19 protein-coding genes and 4 pseudogenes are annotated in these 25,445 nt (G+C 59.4%); 7 read left to right on the top strand and 16 right to left on the bottom strand.

The genetic code is table 11. The features are described from left to right. Window positions 1–18 precede the first annotated feature (18 nt). From ACSKB9_RS35840 to fdh3B, 8 genes are all read right to left on the bottom strand, one after another. A complete protein-coding gene (locus ACSKB9_RS35840; protein WP_438079079.1) occupies window positions 19–984 on the bottom strand; it encodes a TerC/Alx family metal homeostasis membrane protein in 966 nt (321 codons plus the stop codon). Between the two features lie 217 nt (window positions 985–1,201). Further along, complete coding sequence (locus ACSKB9_RS35835; protein ID WP_438079077.1) at window positions 1,202–1,816, bottom strand: DNA polymerase ligase N-terminal domain-containing protein; 615 nt, start codon at window positions 1,814–1,816, stop codon at window positions 1,202–1,204. Between the two features lie 65 nt (window positions 1,817–1,881). After that, complete coding sequence (gene ligD / locus ACSKB9_RS35830) at window positions 1,882–2,886, bottom strand: non-homologous end-joining DNA ligase (protein WP_438079075.1); 1,005 nt, start codon at window positions 2,884–2,886, stop codon at window positions 1,882–1,884. Window positions 2,887–3,059: 173 nt separating this feature from the next. Beyond that, window positions 3,060–4,493 (bottom strand): CYTH and CHAD domain-containing protein, encoded by a 1,434-nt coding sequence (locus ACSKB9_RS35825; RefSeq protein ID WP_438080546.1) that lies wholly within the window; start codon window positions 4,491–4,493, stop codon window positions 3,060–3,062. A gap of 93 nt (window positions 4,494–4,586) precedes the next feature. Continuing rightward, entirely contained in the window at window positions 4,587–4,712 is a 126-nt protein-coding gene (locus ACSKB9_RS35820; RefSeq protein WP_283090002.1) for a hypothetical protein, read from the bottom strand. Between the two features lie 20 nt (window positions 4,713–4,732). Continuing rightward, the gene (locus tag ACSKB9_RS35815; protein WP_438079073.1) at window positions 4,733–5,275 is read right to left on the bottom strand and encodes a DUF3305 domain-containing protein; all 543 of its coding nucleotides are present in this window, start codon (window positions 5,273–5,275) and stop codon (window positions 4,733–4,735) included. Window positions 5,276–5,380: 105 nt separating this feature from the next. Further along, the gene (locus tag ACSKB9_RS35810; protein WP_438079071.1) at window positions 5,381–6,469 is read right to left on the bottom strand and encodes a formate dehydrogenase subunit gamma; all 1,089 of its coding nucleotides are present in this window, start codon (window positions 6,467–6,469) and stop codon (window positions 5,381–5,383) included. Next, the gene (gene fdh3B / locus ACSKB9_RS35805) at window positions 6,447–7,049 is read right to left on the bottom strand and encodes a formate dehydrogenase FDH3 subunit beta (RefSeq protein WP_438079069.1); all 603 of its coding nucleotides are present in this window, start codon (window positions 7,047–7,049) and stop codon (window positions 6,447–6,449) included. The genes ACSKB9_RS35810 and fdh3B overlap by 23 nt, the downstream gene beginning before the upstream one ends. 607 nt (window positions 7,050–7,656) lie before the next feature. Between fdh3B and ACSKB9_RS35800 the strand changes: the two genes are divergently transcribed. Further along, window positions 7,657–10,281 (top strand): MMPL family transporter, encoded by a 2,625-nt coding sequence (locus ACSKB9_RS35800; RefSeq protein WP_438079067.1) that lies wholly within the window; start codon window positions 7,657–7,659, stop codon window positions 10,279–10,281. Window positions 10,282–11,047: 766 nt separating this feature from the next. Here ACSKB9_RS35800 and ACSKB9_RS35795 read toward each other — a convergent pair. The 6 genes and pseudogenes from ACSKB9_RS35795 to ACSKB9_RS35770 form a co-directional block, all read right to left on the bottom strand. Next, a complete protein-coding gene (locus ACSKB9_RS35795; RefSeq protein ID WP_438079065.1) occupies window positions 11,048–13,408 on the bottom strand; it encodes an efflux RND transporter permease subunit in 2,361 nt (786 codons plus the stop codon). A gap of 276 nt (window positions 13,409–13,684) precedes the next feature. Beyond that, the gene (locus ACSKB9_RS35790) at window positions 13,685–14,362 is read right to left on the bottom strand and encodes a dienelactone hydrolase family protein (protein ID WP_283089996.1); all 678 of its coding nucleotides are present in this window, start codon (window positions 14,360–14,362) and stop codon (window positions 13,685–13,687) included. A gap of 35 nt (window positions 14,363–14,397) precedes the next feature. Continuing rightward, a complete protein-coding gene (locus tag ACSKB9_RS35785) occupies window positions 14,398–16,404 on the bottom strand; it encodes an erythromycin esterase family protein (protein WP_438079063.1) in 2,007 nt (668 codons plus the stop codon). Window positions 16,405–16,572: 168 nt separating this feature from the next. Next, window positions 16,573–16,983, bottom strand: a pseudogene (locus ACSKB9_RS35780) (TCP-1/cpn60 chaperonin family protein); the annotation flags it as partial. 46 nt (window positions 16,984–17,029) lie between these two features. Next, on the bottom strand, window positions 17,030–17,350 hold the full coding sequence (locus ACSKB9_RS35775; RefSeq protein WP_438079061.1) for a co-chaperone GroES: 321 nt from the start codon (window positions 17,348–17,350) through the stop codon (window positions 17,030–17,032). A 119-nt stretch (window positions 17,351–17,469) separates the two neighbouring features. After that, a complete protein-coding gene (locus tag ACSKB9_RS35770; protein WP_438079059.1) occupies window positions 17,470–17,619 on the bottom strand; it encodes a hypothetical protein in 150 nt (49 codons plus the stop codon). 125 nt (window positions 17,620–17,744) lie between these two features. Here ACSKB9_RS35770 and ACSKB9_RS35765 point away from each other — a divergent pair, with 125 nt between their 5' ends. From ACSKB9_RS35765 to ligD (ACSKB9_RS35755), 3 genes and pseudogenes are all read left to right on the top strand, one after another. Continuing rightward, window positions 17,745–17,885 (top strand): hypothetical protein, encoded by a 141-nt coding sequence (locus ACSKB9_RS35765; protein WP_225645982.1) that lies wholly within the window; start codon window positions 17,745–17,747, stop codon window positions 17,883–17,885. A gap of 381 nt (window positions 17,886–18,266) precedes the next feature. Next, window positions 18,267–18,641, top strand: a complete 375-nt coding sequence (locus ACSKB9_RS35760) for a hypothetical protein (RefSeq protein ID WP_438079057.1) — start codon at window positions 18,267–18,269, stop codon at window positions 18,639–18,641. A 232-nt stretch (window positions 18,642–18,873) separates the two neighbouring features. Beyond that, window positions 18,874–19,773 (top strand): annotated as a pseudogene (gene ligD / locus ACSKB9_RS35755) (non-homologous end-joining DNA ligase); the annotation flags it as partial. A gap of 10 nt (window positions 19,774–19,783) precedes the next feature. On the opposite strand, the pseudogene ACSKB9_RS35750 reads toward ligD (ACSKB9_RS35755), so the two are convergent. Then, window positions 19,784–20,080, bottom strand: a pseudogene (locus ACSKB9_RS35750) (transposase); the annotation flags it as partial. A 422-nt stretch (window positions 20,081–20,502) separates the two neighbouring features. Between ACSKB9_RS35750 and ACSKB9_RS35745 the strand changes: the two are divergent. From ACSKB9_RS35745 to ACSKB9_RS35735, 3 genes are all read left to right on the top strand, one after another. Further along, a complete protein-coding gene (locus ACSKB9_RS35745) occupies window positions 20,503–22,197 on the top strand; it encodes a thiamine pyrophosphate-dependent enzyme (RefSeq protein WP_438079055.1) in 1,695 nt (564 codons plus the stop codon). Window positions 22,198–22,347: 150 nt separating this feature from the next. After that, complete coding sequence (locus tag ACSKB9_RS35740) at window positions 22,348–23,088, top strand: rhomboid family intramembrane serine protease (protein ID WP_438079053.1); 741 nt, start codon at window positions 22,348–22,350, stop codon at window positions 23,086–23,088. 22 nt (window positions 23,089–23,110) lie between these two features. After that, window positions 23,111–23,959 (top strand): SDH family Clp fold serine proteinase, encoded by an 849-nt coding sequence (locus tag ACSKB9_RS35735; protein WP_438079051.1) that lies wholly within the window; start codon window positions 23,111–23,113, stop codon window positions 23,957–23,959. 94 nt (window positions 23,960–24,053) lie between these two features. On the opposite strand, the pseudogene ACSKB9_RS35730 reads toward ACSKB9_RS35735, so the two are convergent. After that, window positions 24,054–24,678, bottom strand: a pseudogene (locus ACSKB9_RS35730) (MarC family protein). Window positions 24,679–25,445: the final 767 nt, after the last annotated feature.

Below are 25,445 nucleotides of genomic sequence, written 5' to 3'. Positions count from 1 at the left end.
TCGCTGCGCTCGATTTCCCTAAGTGCAATTTGGCGCACGCCTCCCAAAGAGCAACGATGCAATGACCCCGCTTGCCAAAAGGATCGCTACGGCACCGAGCGTAAGGAACATGCTGGTCGGTCCTTCAACGAGAACGTCCTTCAGCAGTAGCTTGATCCCGATCAGCACCAGGAGCAGCCCAAGCGAGGTTCTGAGATAGCGAAACCGATCGACGGCTCCGGCCAGCGCGAAATAGAGCGAACGCAAGCCGAGCAGCGCCATGATATTGCTCGTGAACACCAGGAACGAATCGCGCGTGATGGAAAAAATCGCCGGAATGGAATCCAGAGCGAAGATCAGATCAGACGCTTCGATCATGATCAATGCCAGCGAAAGCGGCGTAAGGGCCAGCTGCCCTCTTCGCCTCACGACAAATCGTTCACCCGCGAATTTCGGGAAGACAGGAAAGAAACGCCTTATCCATATTATGATCGGATTCTTTTCAATATCCGGGGGGTGTCCGACCAGTCCCATCCTGACACCGCTGACAATCAAGAACGCGCCGAAAATGTAGAGAATCCAGTCGACACGCTCGATTAACGCGGTGCCGGCAAGAATCATCGCGGCGCGCATGATTACTGCACCCAAGATTCCCCAATATAGTACGCGATGCTGAGACGCGATCGGAATGCGGAAGTACGAAAAAATCAAGGCGATGAAAAAGAGATTGTCCAGGCCGAGCGATTTTTCGATCAGGAAGCCTGTAAGGAATAGAACCGCGGCCGCTCGTCCGTCTGGTTCACTCCCGGCAAGATCAAGCCCGCACCAATGATTCTCATAGAGAAAAAAGATCACGACATTGAAAGCGAGAGCGACGGTGATCCACCCCGCGCTCAACATCAGCGCCTCCTTGAAGGCTATCGTGCGAGCCTCGCGATGAAGTACACCGAGATCCAATGCCACCAAGAAGAATACGAAAACAATGAATGCCACCCACAGCCACATCAGGAACTCTCCAGATTCCGAAGACTCTTAAGTGGTGGTGCCGCGCCTCCATTTTTGCACTTACCGGACCAATCCTACGGGGTCCCATGCGCTCCGCATTGACAGAGGCCAAGTCGCGAAGGAACTCTGTGAGGGATAAGGTTGCCAGTCCCTGCCATGCTAACGAATTGACCCACGCGGCAGATGCCGCTCCTCCGATCGGCAGCCGCGGCTGCATTCAGACACGCTGCCGGCCAGGTCGAGGCTTTGCTGGTTTTCTCTCCCTGATTTCCTTCATGCGGCGGCCGGTAAGAACAGAGCGATCGAAACGTGCGCTCTCGATGTCCCACGACGGATCGGCGTACTCGTCGCGACTTTTGACGAGCAACCAATAGTCTCTTCGGCCACAATTCGTGGATCGATGTTTGGTTTGGATTAACGTGAAACCGCCGCGCAGTTTTTCTCCCTGCAGCACAATTTGAACTTTGCCGCGAGCCAGTTGCTCCTCTGGCGGCTGATTTTCCAGTGGCTCATACGTTCCCAAGTCCCAGACCATCACGATCCCTGCTCCGTACTGGCCGGGCGGGATCACGCCTTCGAACTTCGCATATTCGAGCGGATGGTCCTCCGTCCTTACGGCCAAGCGCTTGTCTGCAGGGTTCATTGAAGGGCCTTTTGGCACTGCCCAGGATGCCAAAACCCCATTTACGGCGAGCCGGAAATCATAGTGAAGCCGGCTGGCAGCGTGTTTTTGAACCACGAAGGCACGCGTGCGACCGCGTCGCCGCACTCGCCCGACCGGTTCGGGCGTTTCCGTAAAGGCTCTTTTGCCTCGATATGCTGCGAGCGACACCTGTTGTCCTTTAGACCGATTTAGAGTTCCGCCGGCGGTATTTGGCGATGTCGCCTCATTGCACATCAACCCTCACGCACGACATCCTCCGGCCGCTTGTCATCCCGCAGGCCGAGAAATCGAGGGTGTCTTAACTTACCTCCTACCGTCCACTCGGTGAATCCGATCTGCGCGACGAGCTTCGGCTTCACCCAATGCACGCCGCGCCGCGGCAACCCATCCTCGGCAAAGGGGGAAATGGGCGTCTCCAGCCGAGCGAGCATTTTGCCAAGACGCCGCAGCAGATCGTCGGCGAACCCCGTCCCTACTTTCCCGGCATACACGAGCTTTCCTCCGCGGTAGTAACCCAGCAGCAACGCTCCGAATCCGCCGCGGCTACCTCGTGGATCGGTGTAACCGCCAATGACGAACTCCTGTTCTCGCTTGCACTTGAATTTGATCCAATCGCGCGTTCGCTTGGACACGTACACACTGTCCGCGTCCTTTGCGATGATACCTTCCCCTCCCGTCCGACACGCCTGTCGGTAGTAATCCTCGCCTTCAGTCGTGCGATGTTCCGTGAACCGCAAGGCGTCATGGAAGTCAAAGGCCTGGCGAAGTACCTGCTTTCGGTGCCGGAGCGGAACCCGCCGGATGTCGTACCGGTCCAGGTAGAGCAGGTCGAACATATAGAACCATACCGGCACCTTGCGAACCAGTTCAGTCGGCGGACGCACCACCTGCATGCGAGCTTGCAGCTTTGCGAAGCTAGTGATCTGGCCGTCGAACGCGACAATCTCACCATCCGCAATAAAGGACGTGGCTTCCTGCTGATGCATCGCCTGAACCACCTCGGGATATTTTGCATTCAGTCGAATTCGATTCCGCGAAAAGAGAGCGAGATCGCGACCTCGGCGAAAGGCGAGGCAGCGCTCCCCATCCCATTTCGGCTCAAATATCCATCCCTGTCGCGAGAAGACTTCATTCGTAAGCGTCGCCAACATGGGCGCAACCCATTCTGGCTGCGCGCGCTTTCGAAGCCGGGCCCTGGCGTCAGTGGGTAGTCGGTCGAGCAGATCGCAGCCGAACATGGGCGCTCACCTACCAACCGGAACGCGAGCGAAAGCCCCAGCGTTAGTACCACTCTGACCTCGAAAGAAGTTGCTCGACACCATCGTTTTGCCTCACCAGAACGGCTCCAACCGTCTAAAGCGACGAATACGCTTTCTGATTTCGGATGGCGTTCAGCCAGAACCCGCTCATGCTAACCTAGCACGATCCCTCCCGCACGATTGATCGCGCGAACATCCCGGTTCGTTGCGTTACCAATCTGATCAACGAGATCGTGGGCGACGCGCACGTCATTTGTATAGCCGAGATCGTCCTGCAAAGACTTCAAATATCCGACGAACGTTCGAATTCTGGCCCTGCTAAACAGGCTTCCCAGAAATTCGACGATGTAGTGCAAATGCTTCAGCGCGATACGCAGCCTGTGCCGCTGAGCTGCCGTCAACTCTTCGAACTTCTTGCTACGTTTGCAAGCCTTGCGTTGATGCCGATCGATCAGGTCGGGAGCGACATCGACGATAGGCGCTAAAAGAACGACCGCATGTTCTGATATTTCCTGATCACGCCACCCACGGGCCGCAAACCATCGCAACAGCCGCAACATCGACGTAGCGTATCTTTCAGACATGATCGCCTGTTTAACATGCTCAAGCGCCGCATCTCGCTGGCGCTCCGTGGCATCGATGAGATGTTCGAAGTCTGAGCTGGCAGGCAATGCATGGGTGACCGCGCCGACCAGGGAGGCGGCAAAACTGTCCAGATTGCGCACCGGTGCAAGGGAGTGAGCGAGCCATCTCAATTCCTCCGAGGCCCAGTGGTAATGCTTCTCCTGCAGGAGCCGCTTCAAGGCCAAAAGCGCGGAGCGAAGACGGCGAACGGCGACCCGCATCTGGTGGATGCCTTCCGGATCACCCGTGAGAACGGCCTGTTCGTTGCTAAGAACGTGGGTGAGGCAGTGTCGCCCGATGCGTTGTAGCGCGGCCTCGACGCTCATGGCAGGATCGAGCGTGATAGGTCCCACATGGACTGCCTGCGGTATCAACCTATCGGCTCCAAGCAGTCGATAACCTCGCTCGGCCTTGCTGCAAGGCTCGATGCGGATTGGCTCAGTTTCGAGCAGTCGCAACGCTACATCGAAGATCACTCGCGGATCGCCCTCCTTGAGCTCAAGTTCGATTTCGCTGACCGGCGCGCCTGCACCGCGGGTGCAAGAGCGGATCTCTCCCTCGTCAATGGCCGCCTCGATCCGCGCGGATGGGCCCCGAGTAATTTCGATCGTTGTTCGCGTGACTATCGTCATGAAGACGGGACGCAACTCCTCATCGCGGACCAGGTCGCGCAGCCACCTTCCAGTCATCGGCGCATCGAGAATCGGCCATTTGCTCCGGATATGGTCCTCCCACTCGCCCCTCTCCAAAGTATCCAACCGAGCTGGATCTTCGACCTTGACGGTCTGGACGAACTCCGAGCCCTGCTTGCGTACCCGAAGCGATAACCGCTCGCGGTGGAGCGCAAGCGTAGGTGTGTCGTAGTACGTACTGACTAGCGTGGCCTCCGATTTTGCGGTCGGCATCGCCAGGAGCATGCGCTTCAGCTTTTCGAACTTCTCCGGCGGTGCGGCGCATTTCAGTTCGAACTCGGTTGAAATGGGACTTCTCCTTGCACGCAGTTAGGGATCATGCGCACTTTTGATCGGGGCGGCCAAGGGGCCGAAGAACCCGCGCTAAATTCTCACGCCCGGTTCCGTCAGTGCTGCCGCTGAAGATTTTTGCACAAAATTGTCGAGAACAGCAGCCGCCCCCGCAGCAATGATGCCGACGACAAAGCATGCGACGATGAACGCGCGCATTGTATTTCTCCTGTTTCCGGTTACATCGAACGCAAGATGACACTATCCCGTTCCGTTATCGCTCGCGCTCTTGTCTTACTTTCCGATGCGAGGACGTCTGTTTGGTCACGTTGGCGCTTGACGAAAGGACGATCGACATGATGCTCGGCGATGAACTGGGCGACAATCTTCACGACGTCCGGCGGCATTGGCACGGCTTCCACATGGTTGGTTTCCGCGTTGGTGAACCCTTCTCCCTCGGCTGGATCGGCCGTTACGGCGAGGATTTCATACGGCCCTCGCTCCGAGGCAACTGGACGCAAGGCCGTCCATAACGCCGGTGTTCCCGACGCGAGGTTGTCGTGATAGTTGGCAGTCTCGGTTCGGTGCAGTTCGATCACGGCTTGACCTACAAAAAACAAGGTCGTGTCCTCTCGCGTGTCAACTGGTGTCCAAGGAGCGGCCGTTGGTGTTCCGGCAAGCACTGAAACCGGTCCCCACAGAAAGTCAGCCCAGACGCTTCTCGCCTTGCGCCGTTCAACCAAGACGCCGACCGGAATCACCGCAAGAGCTGTTGATCTCAATGAAACGCCTCCTTTCGGGCCGCCGGCAATTGCTCCTTATGCAGACTGACGATGAGCCAGATGCGGCGCGCCGGCTGGGATCGAAGCGCGCCGTCCCGCCAACGCTCATTCCGCCAAAGTCGCCGAAGGCGGCCTCAACCGAACTTCATTTGCCAGTTGTTGAGCGATCCAATGATCGTGGTGTTCTTTAGCCCAGTTGAGATCGACCTCGCCGGTACCCATGGCCTCGAATGCACCCTCCATTCCGATCGTACCGATATAGATGTGGGCCAAGATCAGGGCGACGAGCAGAACGGCCACCACAGTATGAACGATCTGCGCGAGTTGCATCCCGGCGATGCTCACACCATAAAAAGGAAACAGCATCAGGAACCCCGATACGGAGACCGCAGCGCCAGCCGCCACTGAAAGCCAATAGACAAGCTTCTCGCCAAAGTTAAAGCGCCCGGCCGGGGCATGTTTGTTCTTGATGAAACCCCCGCCCTGCTTAATCCAGTCGAGGTCAATTTTTTGGAAAAGGTTGTCCCTGAAGAAGATCACGGCAATGAGGACGAGGCCGATCGCAAACGAGAAACCTGTGAAGTTGTGCACGTACTTTGCCGCCTGCGAGACGAGCGTGAACGCGTCCGGGCCGATCACCGGCAACAGCAACACTTTACCGAAGGTAACGTTAAGGCCGGTCAAGGCAAGAACGACGAACGACACCGCCGTCAGCCAATGTGCAAATCTCTCATACGCCTTGAAGCGGAAGATTTTCTTTCCCGAGCGCCCCTCGGCAATCCGGATCGGTCCCACAATCAAGTACGCCAATCCGAGGATCGCGATGGTGCCGAGGATTATGACTGCGCTGGCCCGATGCAGCAGCACCTCATGGACATACTGCCACGTTCGTCCAGCCGGTTCGATCAAAACACCGGCCTTGGGGTCGGGAATATCTACCCGACCTTCGACACGGGGGGCCTGACTCAGAAGCGTCTGCTCATCGATGACGCTGGCTGTTGGGTTAGGCGCGCCATCCGGGCCGCGTTTTTGCGCTTGGGTCGGAACCGCCGCGGCAATCGAAAGGAGGGCGACTGCGACGACAAGAAGGCGAACACGCACGCGAAACGCCATGACGACCAGCCTCTCCGCATTTCCACCTAGCACTTCACTGCCCACTCCGCGTTGCGGTTCAAACTCGAACTGCCTCGCCATAAGCAGTCATCCAACCCCATGAGCCAGAACCGTAGCCCCGCTTGAATACTCGTTCCTTGTAGATCTGAGCAATGACTTCGCCGTCGCCGGCCAGCAACGACTTGGTCGAGCACATCTCGGCACACATCGGTAACTTACCCTCCCCGAACCGGTTCGATCCATATTTTGCGAATTCCTCGGCACTGCCCGGCGCTTCGGGTCCGCCGCCGCCGGCGCAGTAGGTGCATTCATCCATCTTGCCGCGCGAGCCGAAATTGCCGACCTGCGGATATTGCGGCGCGCCGAATGGGCACGCATAGAAGCAGTAGCCGCAGCCGATGCACAGATCCTTCGAATGAAGCACGACGCCGTCTTCGGTCGGATAGATGCAGCTGACCGGACAGACGGCCGCGCAGGGCGCATCGGTGCAATGCATGCAGGCCATCGACACCGAGCGCTCGCCGGGCTTGCCATCGTTGATCGTGACGACCCGCCGGCGGTTGATCCCCCAAGGCACCTCGTTCTCATTTTTGCATGCGGTGACGCAGGCGTTGCAGTCGATGCATCGATCCGCGTCACAAAGGAATTTCATGCGCACCATCGCTTTCTTCCTTTCATTCCCCCCGGATCTGGCCGTGGCTCGCCTTCGGCTCCTGCGTGACAGTCGCCGGATCTTAGCCGCATGTCGCACGTGCTCATGCTCTTGCCGACCACCGGGATATTTGACAGCCCTGCCGGTCGCCGGCTCCCCTACCACGGGCAACCGGCGGGCAACCGGCGGCAGCTCCCGTACCGCCAATCGCAAAGCGAAGCAGGTCGCGCTGGTCCACCTTCGTCGCAACATAAGTACGCTATCCATAGATTCGACCGCTAAAGCTGACTGGGTTTCGGCTTTCCGCCTTGAGTAACGCATTGGCAACGGGATTGAAAATGACGGACGTCAACTACGAAAGATCAAACAGATCCCGACGACGAGAGCCGTTGCATAGAATGTGGCGGCGACCTAGATGGCAGCGGCGACGATTAGCAAGGCGCGTCCTGCACTGATGGACATTTGACGTTTGTCAACGACATTTCCGTCGGGCAATACCATGCTGCTAAGAACTCGATTGCGGTACGTGGATGCGAACGCTCGCAAATTGCGATCCTTGATCAATTCTAGGTTCATCTCGATCCTGGCGTAGCAAATCGAGAGCTGGTGCCCGGCTATGATTCATTCTGTGATCGTGCGAATTGTCGATTTCTGCGCTCGCAATCGGTGGACGATCGTTATTGCCGGCGCGCTGCTGATGCTTGGAGCCTCGGCCTTTGATGCCGCCCGATTCTCGATCAATACTAACATAGAGGGTTTGATTTCCCAGGATCTGCCATGGCGTCAGCGCGAGCTGGAATTGTCCGAGGCTTTTCCGAGGAAAGGCATTCTGGTTGTCGTGAAAGCGACGACGCCTGATAACGCCGAGCGGGCGACTGGCACGCTGGCGCAGGCCCTCTCGAAAAACTCTGATCTGTTTCCCACCGTGGAATTACTCGACAGCGGGGATTTTTTCGAACGCAATGGATTATTGTTCGAGTCTCCGGCGGATGTCAAAAGGACCGCGGAGGGATTGACGAGAGCCGAGCCGCTCATTGCGGCGCTCGCAAGCGATCCGAGTCTGCGCGGCGTGATGACGGCGCTCTCGTTTGCGGCCGAGGGCATACGGGCAGGCCAAATCACGCTGGATCAGCTTGCGTGGCCTCTGTCATTGGCAGATCGAACACTCAACCAGGTTCTGTCCGGGAAACCGGCCACGTTTTCCTGGCAGGAACTGTTGGAAAATCAGCTGCCGCCGGCAAGGCGGCTGCGGCACCTTATTGGAGTTCAACCCACGCTCGATTTTGCCGCGCTTCAGCCTGGTCACAAGGCGGAAGACGGAATACGGCAAGCAGCCTCGGATCTGGACTTGCAAAACAAATTCGGCGCGACGGTTGATCTAACCGGTGAGGTGCCGATGAATGATGATCAATTCTCGGTCATCAGATACAGTGCTGTGAGCGACACGCTGACGGCGGTGTTCGGCGTTCTGATCATTCTCTGGCTGGGTCTTCGTTCCTGGAAAATCATTGCTGCGGTCTTCTTCAGCCTGATTGCCGGGCTTGCGGCGACGGCCGCTCTCGGCCTCGTTCTGGTCACCTCTTTCAATTTGCTCTCGATCGCATTGTTCGTGCTTTTTGTCGGCCTCGGAGTAGATTTCGCCATCCAATTCAGCGTGCGCTATCGCGCCGAACGGCACGAGCACCCTGACTTGTACGACGCTCTGCGATCGGCTGCTCGCAAGGCGGGCGATCAGCTCTCATTGGCTACCGCGGCCACCGCCATCGGATTTTTCGCATTTCTGCCCACCAGCTATCGCGGCCTGTCGGAGTTGGGCCTGATCGCCGGTTGCGGCATGCTGGTTGCATTCGCCTGCAGCATCACATTGGTACCGGCGAGCCTAGCGCTGCTCAAACCTCCAGGCGAGCCCGCGCCGGTTGGCTTTCGAAGCCTCGCACCGCTCGACAATTTCCTTCAACGGCATCGCATTGCGGTAATCGTTGGCACGTTTCTCGTCGTTCTCGCCGGTATACCGCTGTTGCTCCATTTGGAGTTCAACTTCAATCCAGTCGATCTGCAAAATCCGAATTCTCCTTCCGTGGTGACCTATCGTGAATTGCAGAACGAGCCGGAAGCCAGCGGCAACGATGCTCAGGTATTGGCGCCGTCACTCGAAAGGGCGGATGAAGCGGCCAAACGTCTAGCTGCACTTTCCGAAGTCTCACGAACATTGACGCTGAGCAGTCTGATCCCAGCCGATCAAGACAAAAAAATTGCCGCGTTGAAGGCCGCCTGGAAACAGATTGGCCCAGCCCTCAATTCTCCGATGCGGCGGCCTGGCCCGAGCGATCGGGAGAATATTGCTGCGATTCAAAAGGCAGCCGAAGTTCTTGGCCTGGCCGCAGGAAGCGGAAACGACTCCGGCGCCGAGGCCGCACGGCATGTTTCGGATTTGCTGAGGCGCCTCGCGAGCGCAGATGCCGATATTCGGGCCAAGGCCGACGCCGCGGTCGTGCAGCCGCTCATTTACGATCTCGACCTTCTACGCAAGTCTCTTGTCCCGGAAGTGGTGACCATCAAGACGATGCCGCCAGATCTCCTACGCAATTGGCTAACGTCCGATGGTAGAGCCCGCGTTCAGGCACTGCCAGCCGGCGATCCGAACGATACCAACGTGCTGCGAAATTTCGCGACCGCAGTACTTCGTATCGAACCGTTGGCGGCGGGGGGTGCGATCAGCCTCTATGAAGCTGCGAGGACAGTCATGTCAGCTTTTGTCGAAGCAGGTGTTCTGGCAATCAGTTCGATCGCCATTCTGCTTCTTATAGCGCTGCGGCGCTTGACCGATATGCTGCTGACACTCATCCCCCTCCTCCTCGCCGGTGTCCTTACGCTCGAGGCTTGCGTGCTGATTGGCGTCTCGCTCAATTTCGCAAATATCATCGCACTTCCGCTGCTGCTCGGCGTCGGCGTCGCATTCAAGATCTACTACGTCATGGCGTGGCGCGCCGGAAGAATCGGTCTGCTACAATCGACGCTGACCAGGGCGGTACTATTCAGCGCCATGACCACCGCGATTGCGTTCGGGAGCATGTGGGCGTCGAGCTATCCCGGCATGTCGAGCATGGGCAAGCTGATGGCCTTGTCACTGCTGTGCACGATGTGGGCGGCGGTGTTCTTCCAGCCGGTTCTGATGGGGCCGCCGCGGCAAGTGAAGGTATATTCTGATCAGGACGCAAATTGGCGCCAAGCCGCGGAATAGGCGTCAGTGCCAGTGCCACCACAAGACTTCCGACGCAAAGTGGACGACGACGCGCTCGGAAAGACGCCGAAGTCCTTTCTGCGGTTCGAGTCCCATTCTGAAGTTCGTCGGCGCGGCGGGAGAAATGTGACGATTGGCACGGCATTACGGTCAATGGAGTTTTGACGGCCGTTCAAAGACAATTCCACTGGTGATCCCCATCATGGGATTATCCATCCTGGATGATGATGATATGTTAACCAGGACAACTCTCATGACAACGACACTGGCCATATTCGTGGCCGCCCTCCTGCATTCCTCGGTACCAAGTGATGCCCTACAAAGCCCCTTCTCAGGCTTGAGCGGGAGTTGGTCGGGCGGCGGCTTCATCAAACTGGCTAGCGGCCAACGTGAACGCCTACGCTGCCGGGCGACCTATTCCGTCACCGAAAGCGGTACACGACTGCAGCAACGTTTGCGCTGCGCAAGCGACAGCTACCGATTTGATGTCGATAGCAACATTGTTTCAGAAGGCGGGGCACTGCATGGAACCTGGACCGAAACCAGCCGCCACGCCTCCGGTGGTGTTTCCGGCCGCGCGAGTGGTGGCGAGATCGAGGCCAGAATTGACGGTGCCGGATTTTCAGCCCGTTTGACCCTGAATACGCGAGGTGACCGGCAATCCGTGGTGATTGAGTTGCCGGGTCACGATATCACTGAAGTCTCTGTATCACTGAAGTCTCTGTCGCGCTCGCCAGAACAAGGTGAGGAGAACTCGATCTCCCCACTATCGGTAAAACGGCTTGCCGCCCACCCGCTGTGCAAGTCTGCCCAAAAACGTCACCGTCGGCCGCAGGATCAAGAGGTCTGCGGTCAACGCCGCGAGCATGGCAAACGCGCTCAACCAACCGAACAGGCGGAGCGACGGCAGACCGGAGAAGACGGTTACAATCAGGCCGCACGCAAGCACGATGGACGTCAGAATTAAAGGCGGACCAACCAGGACGGTCGCCCGCTCAACGGCAACGGCCGGATCCTCGTACGGTCGTTCCTCGTGCCGTAGCCGATTCAAAAAGTGAATGGTAGCGCTCAGGCCCAATCCAAAAGATACCGTCAGCGCCACGACGCTCGCGAACTGCAGGCCTTCTCCCAGAATCCATAACACGAATCCAGAGAGCACGATCGGGAATATTCCGGGCAGGATGCTCGCCAGCATGACGACGAACGAGCGGAACGCGAGACCGATGAAGGCGGCGACAAACAGAAACTCAAGCGTCAGACCTCTGTTCAACTTGTTGATCATGAGGGCGCTGTTCCGGGCGGCAATAGCCGACAGGCCCGTCACGGCTACTTTGTAGCTCGGATGTTTTGCGCGGACAGCATCCAGCGCTTTGTCGAGGCCTTCGATGACGGGCAGAAGCTGACTGGAATCGACGTCCGGAACGCGGCCGGAAACCAGAACGGCGTCCTGTTCCGCAGAAATGAAGCGACGCGTCAGATATTCGGGCAGGATATCGACATACTGCTTCAGCGTCGCCACGTCGGACTTGCCCATCTTCTCCGCAAGCCAGCGCCGCAGTGTCTCCAGCGACCATACATTGGCGATGCCAGGCTGCTTGTCGAGGGTTGCATGCACCTCCGCTATCACGGCAAGCGTTTCCGGATCATAAAGTGATTTGCCGTCAGGAACCTTGATCAGGATATCGATCGGATTGGCACCATTGAGCTTGGCATCGATACGATGGCTCGCGGCAACGGCCTGTTCCCTGTCGGGCACCTGATCGGCCAATCGATAGCGGGGTTGAAGATTGGCGTAGACTAGCCCAAGGCCGCCGACAACCAGGACGCCGAGCAGGCTGTACAGCCCCGGCCGGCTCACCATCCGGGCAGCAACCCAGAAACAGAAACGCCGCAACACGTCTAAAGCGGAGTCCGCGCCTTTGACTTCCACAACAAACATCGCTTCGTTCCGGATCAGCAGAACACCGAGAAGCGGCACCAACATCAGAACCGCGAACATGGCAATTAGAGTTGCGACCAGGCCGGCCTCGCCGAACGTCCGGATCAGATCGGATTCTGACAATTGCAACGCAATAAACGAAAGACCAGCGGTCACATGCGTCAATACGCATGCCGGCCCGACCACAAGCATGGCGTTGCGAAATGCTTCAAACCTCCCCTCGCCCTGTAGCAGCCGGTCGCGGCCTGCGAACGTCAATTGCATGCTGTCCGAAAAGCTGATCACCATGATCAGCGGCGTCATGACGTTGAGAAACATGTTGAGGCGAAAATCAAGCCAGCCAAGAGCGCCGAGAGCTAGCACGATGGCGATCAAGGGTGGGCCGGCGGCGATGATCATGAATGACAACCGGCGGAAGAACAGGATCGCGATCAAAGCTCCAGCTGCGAATCCGAATGCATTATAGAGCAGCCGATCGCGCTCCACGGCATTGCGGATCTCGAGTTGCATGACCGGTACTCCGGACAGGCGAGCGGTAAGTCTGCTGCCGGCCAGGTCATTATCGATTGTTCTCTGAATTTCGCCGATGACCTCGCGCAAACGGCTGCTCGCAACGACATCCGGGTCCAGTGCGAGCACAATGAGGGTCAATTGTCCATCTTCGGACAGCAATTTACCGCGAATGATCTCGTTGTTCAGTACGCGCTGGACTAGCCGGTCATATTCGGCGCTGGCAGGGAGTTGATCCGGAAACAGCGGCGCGGGCAAGTCGGTGCCCTTTGGCGGCTCGCGCGCCGAAAACAACGAGATAATGCCTCTTGTGCCTTCGATCAGTTGCAGGTCGGTGACTAGATCCCGCAGCTTTTCGACCGAATCGCGCACAAGCAGATCTTTGCCCTCCACCACGATGAGGACGTCGAATTCGTTCGACGGGAAGCGCCGCGTCACTTCTTCGAACGTCCTGAACTCGGGTGTCTCGGACCGGAACAACTGGCTAAGGGAGTCATCGACCTTGATACGCGCTATCCCGAATGCTCCCACTATCAACAGCACGACGGTGGCAAGCCAAACGAGCCATGGAAAACGTAGCGAGACCAGACCGATGCGCTCGAGACCGTATGCGATGCTCCGCGAGGCGCTTATTGGACGCGAGTTGGGCTCTGGCTCTGTATATCGCGACGTATCCATGTTCCGTGGCCTGCGCGATGAGCATCCACGCGGCCAGCCGGACTTTGCCGCGAGCTTTCGGGTACGTCTCAAGTCTACGACCGTGCCTGGGCCGCCACTATGACGGGCATCAAATCCGTGCTGCCAAGCGATCGATTTCGATTTTGGTTCATACCTGCTCGCCTGTTCGGACTTTGGCTTGGGGCCCTCAGCGCTATCAAACCCCACTGCCGGAGGAGGACAGTCAACGATCCTGCGACGGAGTTCGTCGGGGGCGGCCTACCCGGTCGCAGTGGCTTAAGCGGCCACGACGAGGTAGCGCTTGAACCAATCGCGCGCTAAGCTCGCCACTTCATCCAGCGCTCCCGGTTCTTCAAACAAATGCGTTGCTTGCGTTACGATCGCCAATTGCTTTTCGCAGCGCAGCTGCGCGAGAGCAGCCCGATTTAACTCAAGGACTTGCTTGTCGTGTTCTCCAACGATCAATAGCGTTGGAGCCCGAACGCGCGTCAAGGCAGCACCGGCCAGATCCGGTCGGCCTCCGCGCGAAACAACCGCCCCTACTGGATCGGCGCGGATCGCTGCGGCCGCCAGCGCGGCTGCGGCCCCGGTGCTGGCGCCGAAATAGCCTATCGGAAAGTTCTTGGTATCGGGGAATTGGATGAGCCAGTCGGTTATATCGACGAGCCTTTCGGCCAACAGGTCGATGTCGAAGCGCAAGTGCGTCGTGCGCGCATCGACCACTTCCTCGTGCACCGTTAACAGGTCGATCAGCAAGGTTGCCAGTTTCGCCTCGTTGAGCACACGGGCCACATACCGGTTGCGGGGGCTGTGGCGGCTACTGCCGCTCCCGTGAGCGAAGAGCACCACCGCACGTGCGTCCTCCGGCATAGTCAGATTGCCGTTAAGCGTCACGGAACCAGCAGGGACGCTGATCAATTGCCCCTCAATCATTTGAGCTGCGGAACTGTTCATGGCATGCTTCCTTTTCGCTTGCTATGGCCCGACGTTCATACCGCGAACGGGAATGTTTCCGGAAGTTCGCCGGCTTCCCACGCCTCGGTGGTTTCGAGCGGCTTGACCGCACATGTCTCATCGAAATGCAGGACTGCATCAAATTGGTCCGGCAGCCGCGCCTGGAAATAGTGACTCTGCCGCTCGGTTTCGGGGCGGTAGATCACGCCGATCGCGCGCTCGAGCCGAGGCGCGCCCAATTGCCGCACCATCACATCGCTGTCGTCCATGATCAGTAGGAATTGGTCGTGCCCTGCAGCATGGAACAGCGCCTCGTAGCTGCCGCCGAGCGCCGGCCGGACGCGCTTGCGGTCGGCCGCGCTGCCCCAATCGGAAGCGGCCGTTACCGTGCCACGATGCGTAGTAAAGCCGATCAGAACCGCATCGTCGGCGTATTTATCGCGTGTGAGCTGGCCTACATTCAGTTCGCCGCGCCGGCCCATTTCCGTCGCGCGAGCGTCGCCGAGATGCGAATTGTGCTCCCAGACGGCGATTTTGGCGCGACCGGATTTTCGATCAAGGTAGCTGACCAGCGCCTCAAGCGTCTCAGCCATATGTCGGTCGCGCAAATTCCATGATGACACCGCCTCGAGGAACACCGAGCGGTAATAGGCCTCGGCGTTCTTCACCAGGCGAGCATTCTGTTCGGCATAGAAGAGATCATCATCCAAGGCGCCGCCACGGCGCGTACGATCGGCCGCCCGGCGCTGCAACTCGAGCAACTGGTTGACAACCTCCTCCTCGCACGATTTGGAAAGATTCAGGCGCGTCATCAGGCCGTAGGCCTGTGTATCCTCGCCGACATGATCGAAGCAGGCGTAACGTTCACGCGCCTGGATCGCCGCCCCGGGATCGACCTTCTCCAGATAACGGAGCACGGCTTTCATCGATGCGTGCAGGCTGTAGAGATCGAGCCCGTAGAAACCGACCTTTCCGACACCCGGAGGAAGTCCATCATTGTGTGCCCGAAGCCACTCAATGAACTCGACCACCACCGCGTTACGCCACATCCAGGTCGGGAAACGACGAAAATCGGCGAGCGCATCTACCGCATCGACATCGTCGCCAGCGCCGCGCACATAGCGATTGAGACGATAGGCGTCAGGCCAATCTGCCTCCACCGCGACCGCCGTGAACTTCTTTTCGATGATGAGCCGCTTCGTGATTTCGGCCCGCTCGCGATAGAACTCGTGGGTACCGTGGGACGCTTCACCGAGCAGAGCGAAGCGCGCTTCACCGATCCGTCCGATCAACGGATCATAGTCGCGTACGGATCCGACCAGGGGATACGCAGTCTCGCGCAAGGCATTGACGAGCACATCATCTGCTGCGGGAAAAAGTGCGACTTCAGCGTTGGACTTGCTTTGGCTCGCCAACAGCTCGCGCACCTCATCGTCCGTAGTCTGTGAAAACTCCTGATACCAACGACCCACCGCCTGGAATGGCTCCGGCGTAATTGCGCAAATGACCTCGTCGGCCCTTTTCTTCATTTCCTCACAGGCGTCGCGCGATGCCGTCGGAACCGCGACGACAATGCGCGCAGGCCCCTGCTGTCGTAACCCTTCGATCGCGGCGTACATGGTGGCACCTGTCGCTAACCCGTCGTCAACCAGGATCACCGTGCGGCCGCGCACGTCGGGCTGCGGACGGCTGCCACGGTAAAGCCGCTCGCGCCGTGCCAGCTCCAGGCGCTGGCGTGCCGCAACCGCATCAATGATAGGCGTGGGAATGCCCAGGGCTTCGACGATCTCGTTGTTGAGCACGCGCACGCCACCTGTCGCGACCGCGCCCATCGCCAACTCCTCATGGCCGGGGACGCCGAGCTTACGGACCACAAGCACGTCCAGAGGTGCGTTGAGCGCGCGGGCTACCTCATAGGCGACGGGCACGCCGCCGCGCGGCAGCGCCAAAACGAGCACGTCCGGGCGACGGGAGTAGCCTCCAAGCTTCTCGGCGAGTCGTCTGCCCGCGTCTCGACGATCGAGAAACAGTCCTGGCATCATATCTCCTCCCTTGCCTGCGCAGCCGTTCGGCGCAGGCTTTTCGAATGAAGCTCGCCGCGCGGGCCGTCGGCTGCCAGTCGCTTCAAGGCAGAGGCCAGCGGCGGCGCAATGGAGACCGTTCGCAGTTCAGGCCAGTTCTCCTCGTGCACGTCCACCGAATCCGTCACCAATGTCCGCCACCACCGCGATGACGGCGAGTTCGATACCGTTCTTGATGTCCATCGGGTTCATGCCGGCGGCGACTGCCTTGGCGCCCTCGCGGACGATCGCCTGCCCGAGCAGCGTCGCCGTAGTCGTGCCGTCGCCGGCGAACTCGCTCGTCTTCAGCGCGACCTGCTTGAGCAGCTGGGCGCCGACGTTCTCGAACTTGTCGGCGAGCTCGATCTCGCGCGCGACCGTGACCTCGCGCGCGACCGTGACGCCGTCCTTGCTGATGCGGGGCGGCCCGAACGACTTGTCGAGCACGCCGTTGCGGCCCTTGGGCCCGAGCGTGACCTTCACCGCATCGGCCAGAATGTCGACGCCGCGCAGCAGCTTCTCGCGCGCCTCGCCGCTGAACCGGACTTCCTTGGCAGCCATTGGCTTACTCCTTGAAGACGAAATCGATGCCGTGGACGCCTGCGTGCTACGCCGCCTTGGCGTGCGCGCGAGTTTTTCCTTCGATCACGCCGAGGATGTCAGCCTCCTTGAGGATGAGCCGGTCCTCACCGTCGATGATCACATCGGTGCCAGCCCATTTGCCGAACAGGATGCGATCGCCGACCTTGACGTCGAGCGGAACGATCCGGCCGTTCTCGTCGCGCGTGCCGGCTCCGACCGCCAGCACCTCGCCTTCGACTGGCTTCTCCTTTGCGGTATCGGGGATGATGATGCCGCCGGGCGTCTTCTCCTCGGCCTCGATGCGTCGCACCAGGACGCGATCGTGCAGCGGTCTGAATCCTTTCATGATCGAAGTCTCCTGGTCGCCGTCATTGGCGGTCAGCATGCGCCGACGCGCACGCCCGGTCATTGACGGTCATCAAGCAACACGCAATCAAGGAACCGCTGCGAGGACGCCTGCAGAGCCTAGACGGCAACTTGCCGGTCGATCGTCGCCGCGAAGTCGGCGTTGCGTTCCAGTTCGTCCCGCAGGCTCACTCTCATGGACGGCGCCGTGAGCGGCTGCAGTCTCTGTCCCGGCACCGTCCCCGGACGGCTGCGAAAGATCAGCATCATGCTGCGCCTGCCGCTGTACATGGACTGTCACGGCTTCCAGCTCATGCGTCGCCTCGGCGCTGAACATGACGCGATCTTCGCGCAACCGCGTGCCGGCGCGGATCGGGCCGGGGGTGAGCACTTCGATGCTTCTGATCGAGCGCGATGTCGGGCCAATCGGCGACGTTCGCAACGATCGCAAATGCCGTGGCGGGTGTTGCAGCGATGAGCTTCGCAACCTTGATCTGAATGGAACTGTCTCCTCGATCGGCTTCGGCGAGAAATGATTATGCGCATCGCGCCGCCGGTTCCATGACGACCGTCAAGGGCCAAAGGAACGATTCTCGGCCGCAATGATGGAATGCTCGCCGCTTCCATCGCCGCTTGCCGGCGATTCATTGACAACACCGAAAGGCCGACTGCGTTTGTCGAACCTCGACCAAGCTAACTAGTCTGATGAAAGCGCTTCGGCAGAGCGCTGCGGCGACCGCAGTGGTTCTCGCAACCAACGTCGTCGGCACACCTCCACGGATCACCGGCGAACGCTCCCGAAGCGTTCAATCGCGAGGAACCGACGAGTCAATGAAGCATAGGAGCCTCAATAGCGAGAAAATCGGATCTTTGAGTAATTGTGCGCGTTGAAGCGGCGCATAAGATGGGTGCGCGCAATGGCCACCGCAACGCAAAAGCAAGCAGGCAAAAGCAAATTGCGCAAGGTGCAGCGGTCGCCTTCGCGGACCGGACTTGGGCGGCGCGGCCGCGCCAAACCGGGCACACGCGGCGGCGGACAATTCTTCCAAATTGAGGTGGCGCCGGCACGCCAGTTCGTCGCGTTCGGGTATCATGATGTCGGCACGAAAAGGGGGGTCGAGCGCATCGCCGGTCAACGACAGGATGGCACGTGCGAAACGGCGCGGCTCATCAGCAAAGCTATGGCACATGTCGAGCGCGCTCGGCACGCGGCGTCGAGCGCGATGGTCCCACACCGACTGCCTGCGGCATTGCTTGAAGACTGCATGGAGCAACTCAGTCGACGAACTTAAGGCTGAGGTGCATGGAGAAAACATCGGCCTGATCCAACTTTTTCCACAATTCTGGTATCCAGGAGCCATTGCAAACATGGGGCGACGTAAGCAATCTCGGCAGAACAAGCTGGCCAGCGAGGTCAAGGCGGAAGAGCCGGTAACTTACAAAGTTGTCAATCCGGTCGCACGCGCAACTGCGACATCGCGGCAACCGACTGGGGTGCAGCCCGCAGGGGCGGAGCGCACATCCACCGAGGTCATGGGCGTTGTCATTTCAAAGCCCGACAAGGAGTTGTGGCCGGACGGCGGCGACGGGAGGCCAGTGACGAAGCTCGACCTCGCCCGATATTTTGAGGCGGTCGGCGAATGGCTGATTCCCCACATCAAGGGCCGACCCTGTTCGATCATCCGCGGTCCCGACGGCATCCACGGCGAACGTTTCTTCCAGCGTCATGCCATGCAGGGAACACCGAAATATCTCAAGCTCGCAAAAGTCTCCGGCGGCCGCAAACCATACTTGCAGATTGATCGCGTCGAAGGGCTTGCCATGGTCGCGCAGATCGGTGGCCTCGAACTGCATCCATGGAATTGCGCGCCATATGCCTATGACACGCCGGGCCGGCTCGTGTTCGACCTTGATCCGGCGCCCGACGTCGATTTCACCGAAGTGGTCACTGCGGCCAAGGAGATGCGACAGCGCTTGGCCGATGTCGGCATGGAAAGCTTTTGCAAGACCACTGGCGGCAAGGGTCTGCATGTGGTCGTGCCGCTGCTCTATCGTGCAAAAGACAAGCTGAGCTGGAAGGAAGCCAAAGGCTTCGCGCAAGGCATTTGCCAGTGGATGGCCAGGGACGCGCCCGACCAGTATCTGCTCTACATATCGAAGCGGCTGCGCAAGGGGAAGATCTTCCTCGACTATCTGCGCAACGATCGCACGTCGACGGCAGTCGCACCCCTATCGCCGCGGGCGCGTGACGGAGCCACCGTTTCGATGCCGCTGACCTGGGCGCAGGTGAAAAGTGATCTCGATCCGGAGCGCTACACCGTGCGCACTGCGCCAGCGTTGCTCGCCAGAGGCACGGCATGGCAGGGTTATGACGAGGCCGCGTCGTCGATCAAGTCGGCGATCAAGAAATTGGCCGGCAAATAGCAAGGTTGATCTCGGGTAGTAAGAGACGCAATGCGATCATCACCGGCACTTCACCACGCGAGCGTCAGCGACACCAATGTTTGGCAATTCGCCCCTTTTGCCAAGCCCGAGGCATATTGAGCCGCAACACCGGCTGAGTGTTCGCCCTTCTTCGGCACCACAGTGTCGTCGATAACCAGCACCGCATCACCGCCGCCGACAAGCCGGTCGGCGTCTTTGAGCAGCTCTGTCTCCACCGGTGTCGCATCCCAGACGTGCAATCGGCGATGAAATGGTGCAGCTGATCGTAATCGCCCGGCCGCCGTCGATCTTGTGAAGCTTGGCCGTTAAGCGTGGAATCCACAAGCCAACGAATTGCAATGGGACGACAGGATCAGAGCAATGTGGGGTCTGCCTGCTGGCGCGCCGATCGACCAGGAGGTGTGGCGCCCCGGCGTACATCCGGATGATCTCGTCCGCACGGGTTGTTCCAACATTATACTGAGAGCGGCCACCGCCCGCATAAACGGGGAGGTAGCGGCTCATCGTCCGGTCTCGACCGGGCGCGCCCATGCGGCGACTGCTCGCACATTGCCGCGACAAGCGCTGTTGGAACAAGGGAGCTGGGCCAGCAATTATCACAACTTCGTCGCCTCGTTGACGGGTTGACGCCGGTCAAGGTCTATGGCCGGTGGGGGCGCCAGCCTGCCGCATTGAACGAACTTCGGTGGCGAGAGTTGGGAACGGAACATGTCACAGACAGTTGCCGGCATTCTGGTAAGTGCCCTCGAACAGATCGGCGTTCGGCACATCTTCGGATTGATCGGCGACTCGCTCAATCCGCTTGCCGATGTGGTCCGACGCAGCAAGATCGAGTGGGTCGGCGTCCGCCACGAGGAAGGCGCGGCGCAGGCCGCCGCCGGCCAGGCCAAGATCACGGGCACGCTCGCAGTGTGTGCCGGCACCACTGGACCTGGCAGCAATCATCTGGTTGCTGGTCTTTATGAAGCGGCCCGCGATCATGCGCCAGTGCTGGCCTTGTCTGGCGACATGCCGCGCAAGCTACATGGCACCGATTACATCCAGACCACTGAACCCGATCTTTTGTTTCGTGACGTGTCGCTCTACACCGAGACCATCTCGACCGCAGCGCAAGCACCGGCGGTCATCCATCAGGCGATAGCGGCCGCTTATGCCGGCCCGGGCGTCGCACATCTGACGCTTCCGCAGGACGTGATCGCAGCGAAAGCGCAAGGCACCGTTCCCAGCATCCCAACCTTGAAGCCCCGGTCGGAAGTCACCGCCAGCGAGGCAAGGATCGCCGAACTAGCCCGGCGGATTGAACAGGCGGGCAAGATAGTGATGATGTGCGGCGCCGGCTGCCGCGGCTCCGTTGACCTGTTGTGCGCTCTTTCGGATCGGCTCAAGGCTCCGCTGATCCATACAGTTAAGGGCAAAGACCTCCTGCCCTACGACGATCCCCGCTGGATGGGCGGTCTCGGCATGATCGGGACGCGGCCCGTCTACAATGCCGTGATGCGTTGCGACCTCCTCCTGATGATCGGCACTGATTATCCTTATTCCAACTTCCTTCCGACCAAGAGCACGGTGATTCAGATCGATGAACGACCACAGGTGCTAGGACGGCGCGTTCTGACCGCGCTCGGCGTTGCCGGATCGGTCCGGCCGACGCTGAAGCAATTGCTCGGCCGGGTTTCCCAGAAGACCGATACCGAATTCTGGGACGAGGTCGCCGACGAGCGCAGGAAATGGGACGCCATGCTCAACAAGCAAGCGGATATCAAGCGGAGCGACCATCAGATCCATCCACAGGCGGTTGCCCGCGCGGTTAGCGATCTCGCCCGTTCCGACGCGATATTCGTCCTGGATACCGGCCTAAACACGCTATGGTCCGCCAATTGGATCCGTCAGACCGGGACGCAGCGGATCATCGGATCCTTCAACAATGCGGCGGTGGGAACGGCCCTCGGCCAAGCCAATGGCATACAGGCGTTGGATCGCTCCCGTCAGGTGATCGCGCTGACCGGCGATGGCGGGTTCAATATGCTGATGGGCGAATTTCTGACAGCAGTGCATCACAACCTGCCGGTCAAGGTCATCATCTACAACAATTCGTCGCTCGGACTGATCACGCTGGAAGCCGAAAGCGTCGGACTGGTGCCATTTCGCGAAGCCATCGACTTTCCAAACCCGGATTTCGCAGCATTAGCCCGTGCGTGCGGTGGCCACGGATACATGGCCAAACGCCCGTGGGAATTGATGGCAGCGGTAGTCGAAGCTCTCTCGATCGATGGCCCGGCAATTGTTGACGCAACCGTCATTTCAAATGAAATGCCCAATTTACCGCACGTCGATTTGGAGATGATCGGGCATTTCGGGCTGGCCAAGATCAAGGAAGCCGTTCTCGCCGTAACCGGGGGATAGCGAGAGCAGGTCCGCCCGGACGTACCGAAACCCGCAGCCGGCGGCGACGCTTGGCCCTCCCCGCCCGAAAATTGACGATCGTCATGGTCCGTCCAGGAATCTGGGCGCAGTATCTACCGGGCATCGCGGAACGGTTACGAAGAGACGCAGATGTTCCCGATCAGGAATACTGTCCCGACCCGTTACCCGCCGGTGATCACGTGGGTGCTGATCGCCACCAACTGTATCGCGTTCCTGTTCGAGATTAGCCTTAGCCCCTACGAGCTTGAGCAGCTGCTGTATCAATTCGCGCTTGTCCCTGCGCGTTATTCCGGGATTCTTGCCTCCGACGGGATCGACCCGGCCATCGACGACGTCCTGCCGCTCTTCACTATGATGTTCCTGCACGGCGGGTGGCTGCACCTCATCCTGAACATGTGGACGCTATGGCTGTTCGGTCCGACGATCGAAGATCGGCTGGGTCATGGCCGCTATTTGGCATTCTATCTTGCCTGCGGCGTTGCGGCTTCTGTCGCGCATATCTTCTTCAACCCGGTCTCGATCGTACCGGCATTGGGCGCCTCGGGAGCGATCGCCGGTGTCCTCGGGAGCTACATGCGCCTGTTCCCCTTCGCCCGGGTGGTCGTGGTGATCCCGATCCTGTTCATCCCGCTGTTCTTCGAAGTCTATGCCTTCTTCTATGTCGGATTCTGGTTCCTCATGCAGATCTTGCAGGGAATCCCGGACTTGGCGGTAACGCCAATGCGCGCGGACGTCGCGTGGTGGGCCCATATCGGCGGGTTTGTGGCAGGCTTCGCACTTGTCTCTCTCATCGTCCAGTCCGAACGGCGTTACCGGGCCTACTATCGGGACGAAGGCGTGCTCGGCTTCGATCCTGAAGGGCGGATGTGAGGTGCTATTCGTGGAGGCTTCCATGTCGATCGGTGATCTCTTCTGGATCTTCTTCATGTTCTCGGCGATCCAGCCGCTGTTGCGCCAGCGCATGCTCGAGGCGATGCGCGTGCGCAAGATCTCGCAGCTGGAGGCCCAGCGAAAATCGCGGGTGATCCTGCTGGTGCACCGGCAGGAAACCATGCGGCTACTGGGTTTCCCGATCGCGCGTTATATCGACATCAACGATTTGGAGGAGGTTCTGCGCGCCATTCAGATGACAGACGAAAATGTGCCCCTCGACCTCGTGCTGCACACGCCGGGAGGACTCGTGTTGGCAGCGCTGCAGATCGCCAGGGCGATCCGCGAGCATAAGGCGAAAGTCACGGTCTTCGTGCCGCACTACGCCATGTCCGGCGGTACGCTGATCGCGCTGGCGGCCGACGAGACCGTGATGAGCAGCCATGCCGTGCTCGGCCCGATCGATCCGCAGCTCGGACAGTCGCCGGCAGTCTCGCTGATTAAGGTTGTCGAGGAGAAGCCGCTAGCCAAGATTGAAGATCAAACGCTGATAATGGCCGACGTCGGCCGCAAGGCTATTGCGCAGGTCAAACAGTCGGCAAGCGAGCTGCTGGAGCGGCGGCTGCCCGCTGAACAAGCCGCCAAGCTGGCGGAACAGCTCGCATCCGGTGCCTGGACGCATGACTATCCGATCTGGGCGTCGACAGCGAAGCGGCTGGGCCTGCCCGTGAACACTGACATGCCTGACGGCGTTTTCGAGCTCCTGAAACTGTATCCGCAACCCGTCCGCATGCAAAACAGCGGCGGCGTGGAATATCTGCCGGTGCGGCGAAGTCTGCCGGCCGGAGGGGATTCTGTGGAGGCGGACTGACGTTCAGCGGGGCCGCCTCAGACCGTTGCCAAATTAGCATGGCATGCCGATGCGGTCATTGATGGGTCGTCTCGTCAACGCGCCCACCGACTATTCAGGCGCTTGCGTGAGCGGATGCGACCCCATCCAATACGAACTGAACCGAGAAAGCCGCGAGCAATATCCCGAGCAGCCGGGAAAACACGGCATTTCCAGTGTTGCCCAGTGTTTTCGCGATCGGCACGGCCAGAGCAAAGCAAATCATGCAGGTCAGGCACACGAGCAGAATGACCAGAATGAGCACAACCAGTCTCGACGTCGTGCCTGCGGCGCTGGACAACAATAGCGTGGTGGCAATTGCGCCTGGTCCGGCCATCAGCGGGATAGCCAACGGAAAGACGGCGATATCCGAAACCTGCTCGGCCATCGTCTTGTCGGTTTCGCGTGCCTCCCGGTGCGGCCGGTCACCGAAGACCATCTGGTAGGCAACAGCGAACAAAAGAAGTCCGCCCGCGATCTGAAAAGCTGGAATGCTGATCCCAAGCTGGCCCAACAGCCAGTTCCCGCATAATGCAAGACCTACAAGGATCCCCGCAGCGATCAGCGGAGACCGGACGACGATTCGCGCCCTGTCTCGGCTGACCGAGTTCGCCTGCTGCCGCGAGAAACGCCGGCACCAATCCGACGGGGTCGACGACCAGTAACAGGGTCACAAAGGCCGACATAGCGAAGTCGATCACGGCGAATACCCGCCGCGAGCGGCAGGCAGATCGTGGTACGGGATGTACGCAGCTCGACCTGAGCCGACGCAAAGTACAGTAATAAGCAATCCACCAGCAGTCCTCGCCACTCTATGCACTGCGCAGAAATCATGCGTATCCTTTTCGCCTTGAGGGCTCGGCCTGGCCGAGTCCGGGGCGCCGAGCACGCCGCGCTGACCAAGCAGTTCGCGCTGAATAACGTCCTCGGACCTCTCGGGTTCTTCGCCGTTGAGCGGCTGTACTCTAACCATGATCCTGTTCTTCCCTTCTTCTGCCGCTGCATGCAAAGAAATATGACTATTTCGGCGGCCTGAGCTCGCTTCTAAGCCAACCTACCGCATCACTCCTGAGCGGATCGATGGGGATTGAAAGTGTCGTGGACTGGCCGCACGTCGAGCAAGCAAAAGTGAGTTCTTGATGACCGAGCGCGCCTGGCGCGGCCCTGCCCGCGGCCATAGCGCGTCCACATTTCGGGCATGCGGGCTTCTTGATTGTCGCAAACCCTCTGAGCGTATCAGATGGAGCCAGGAACATTGGTTTCGCCGACGCGAGCCGCTCTCGTTTTTGTGTGTGCTGCGAGCAGACGCATGACTGAACCGCGCAGCCTACGCACTTATGCTATATCGGCCACACGCAGGATGCGCTATGTCGTATTTTTACGTAGGCATCAACTTACGATCGGTCCATCGCCGCTCGTAGAATAATTGGCCAATGATGACTGGCTCACGCCGTCGATACACGACTGT

Source organism: Bradyrhizobium sp. BR 1433 (genome assembly GCF_051547665.1).
GTDB lineage: Bacteria > Pseudomonadota > Alphaproteobacteria > Rhizobiales > Xanthobacteraceae > Bradyrhizobium > Bradyrhizobium australafricanum.
The sequence above is the reverse complement of the archived record's forward strand: the minus strand, read 5'-3'. Positions and strand labels throughout refer to the sequence as shown.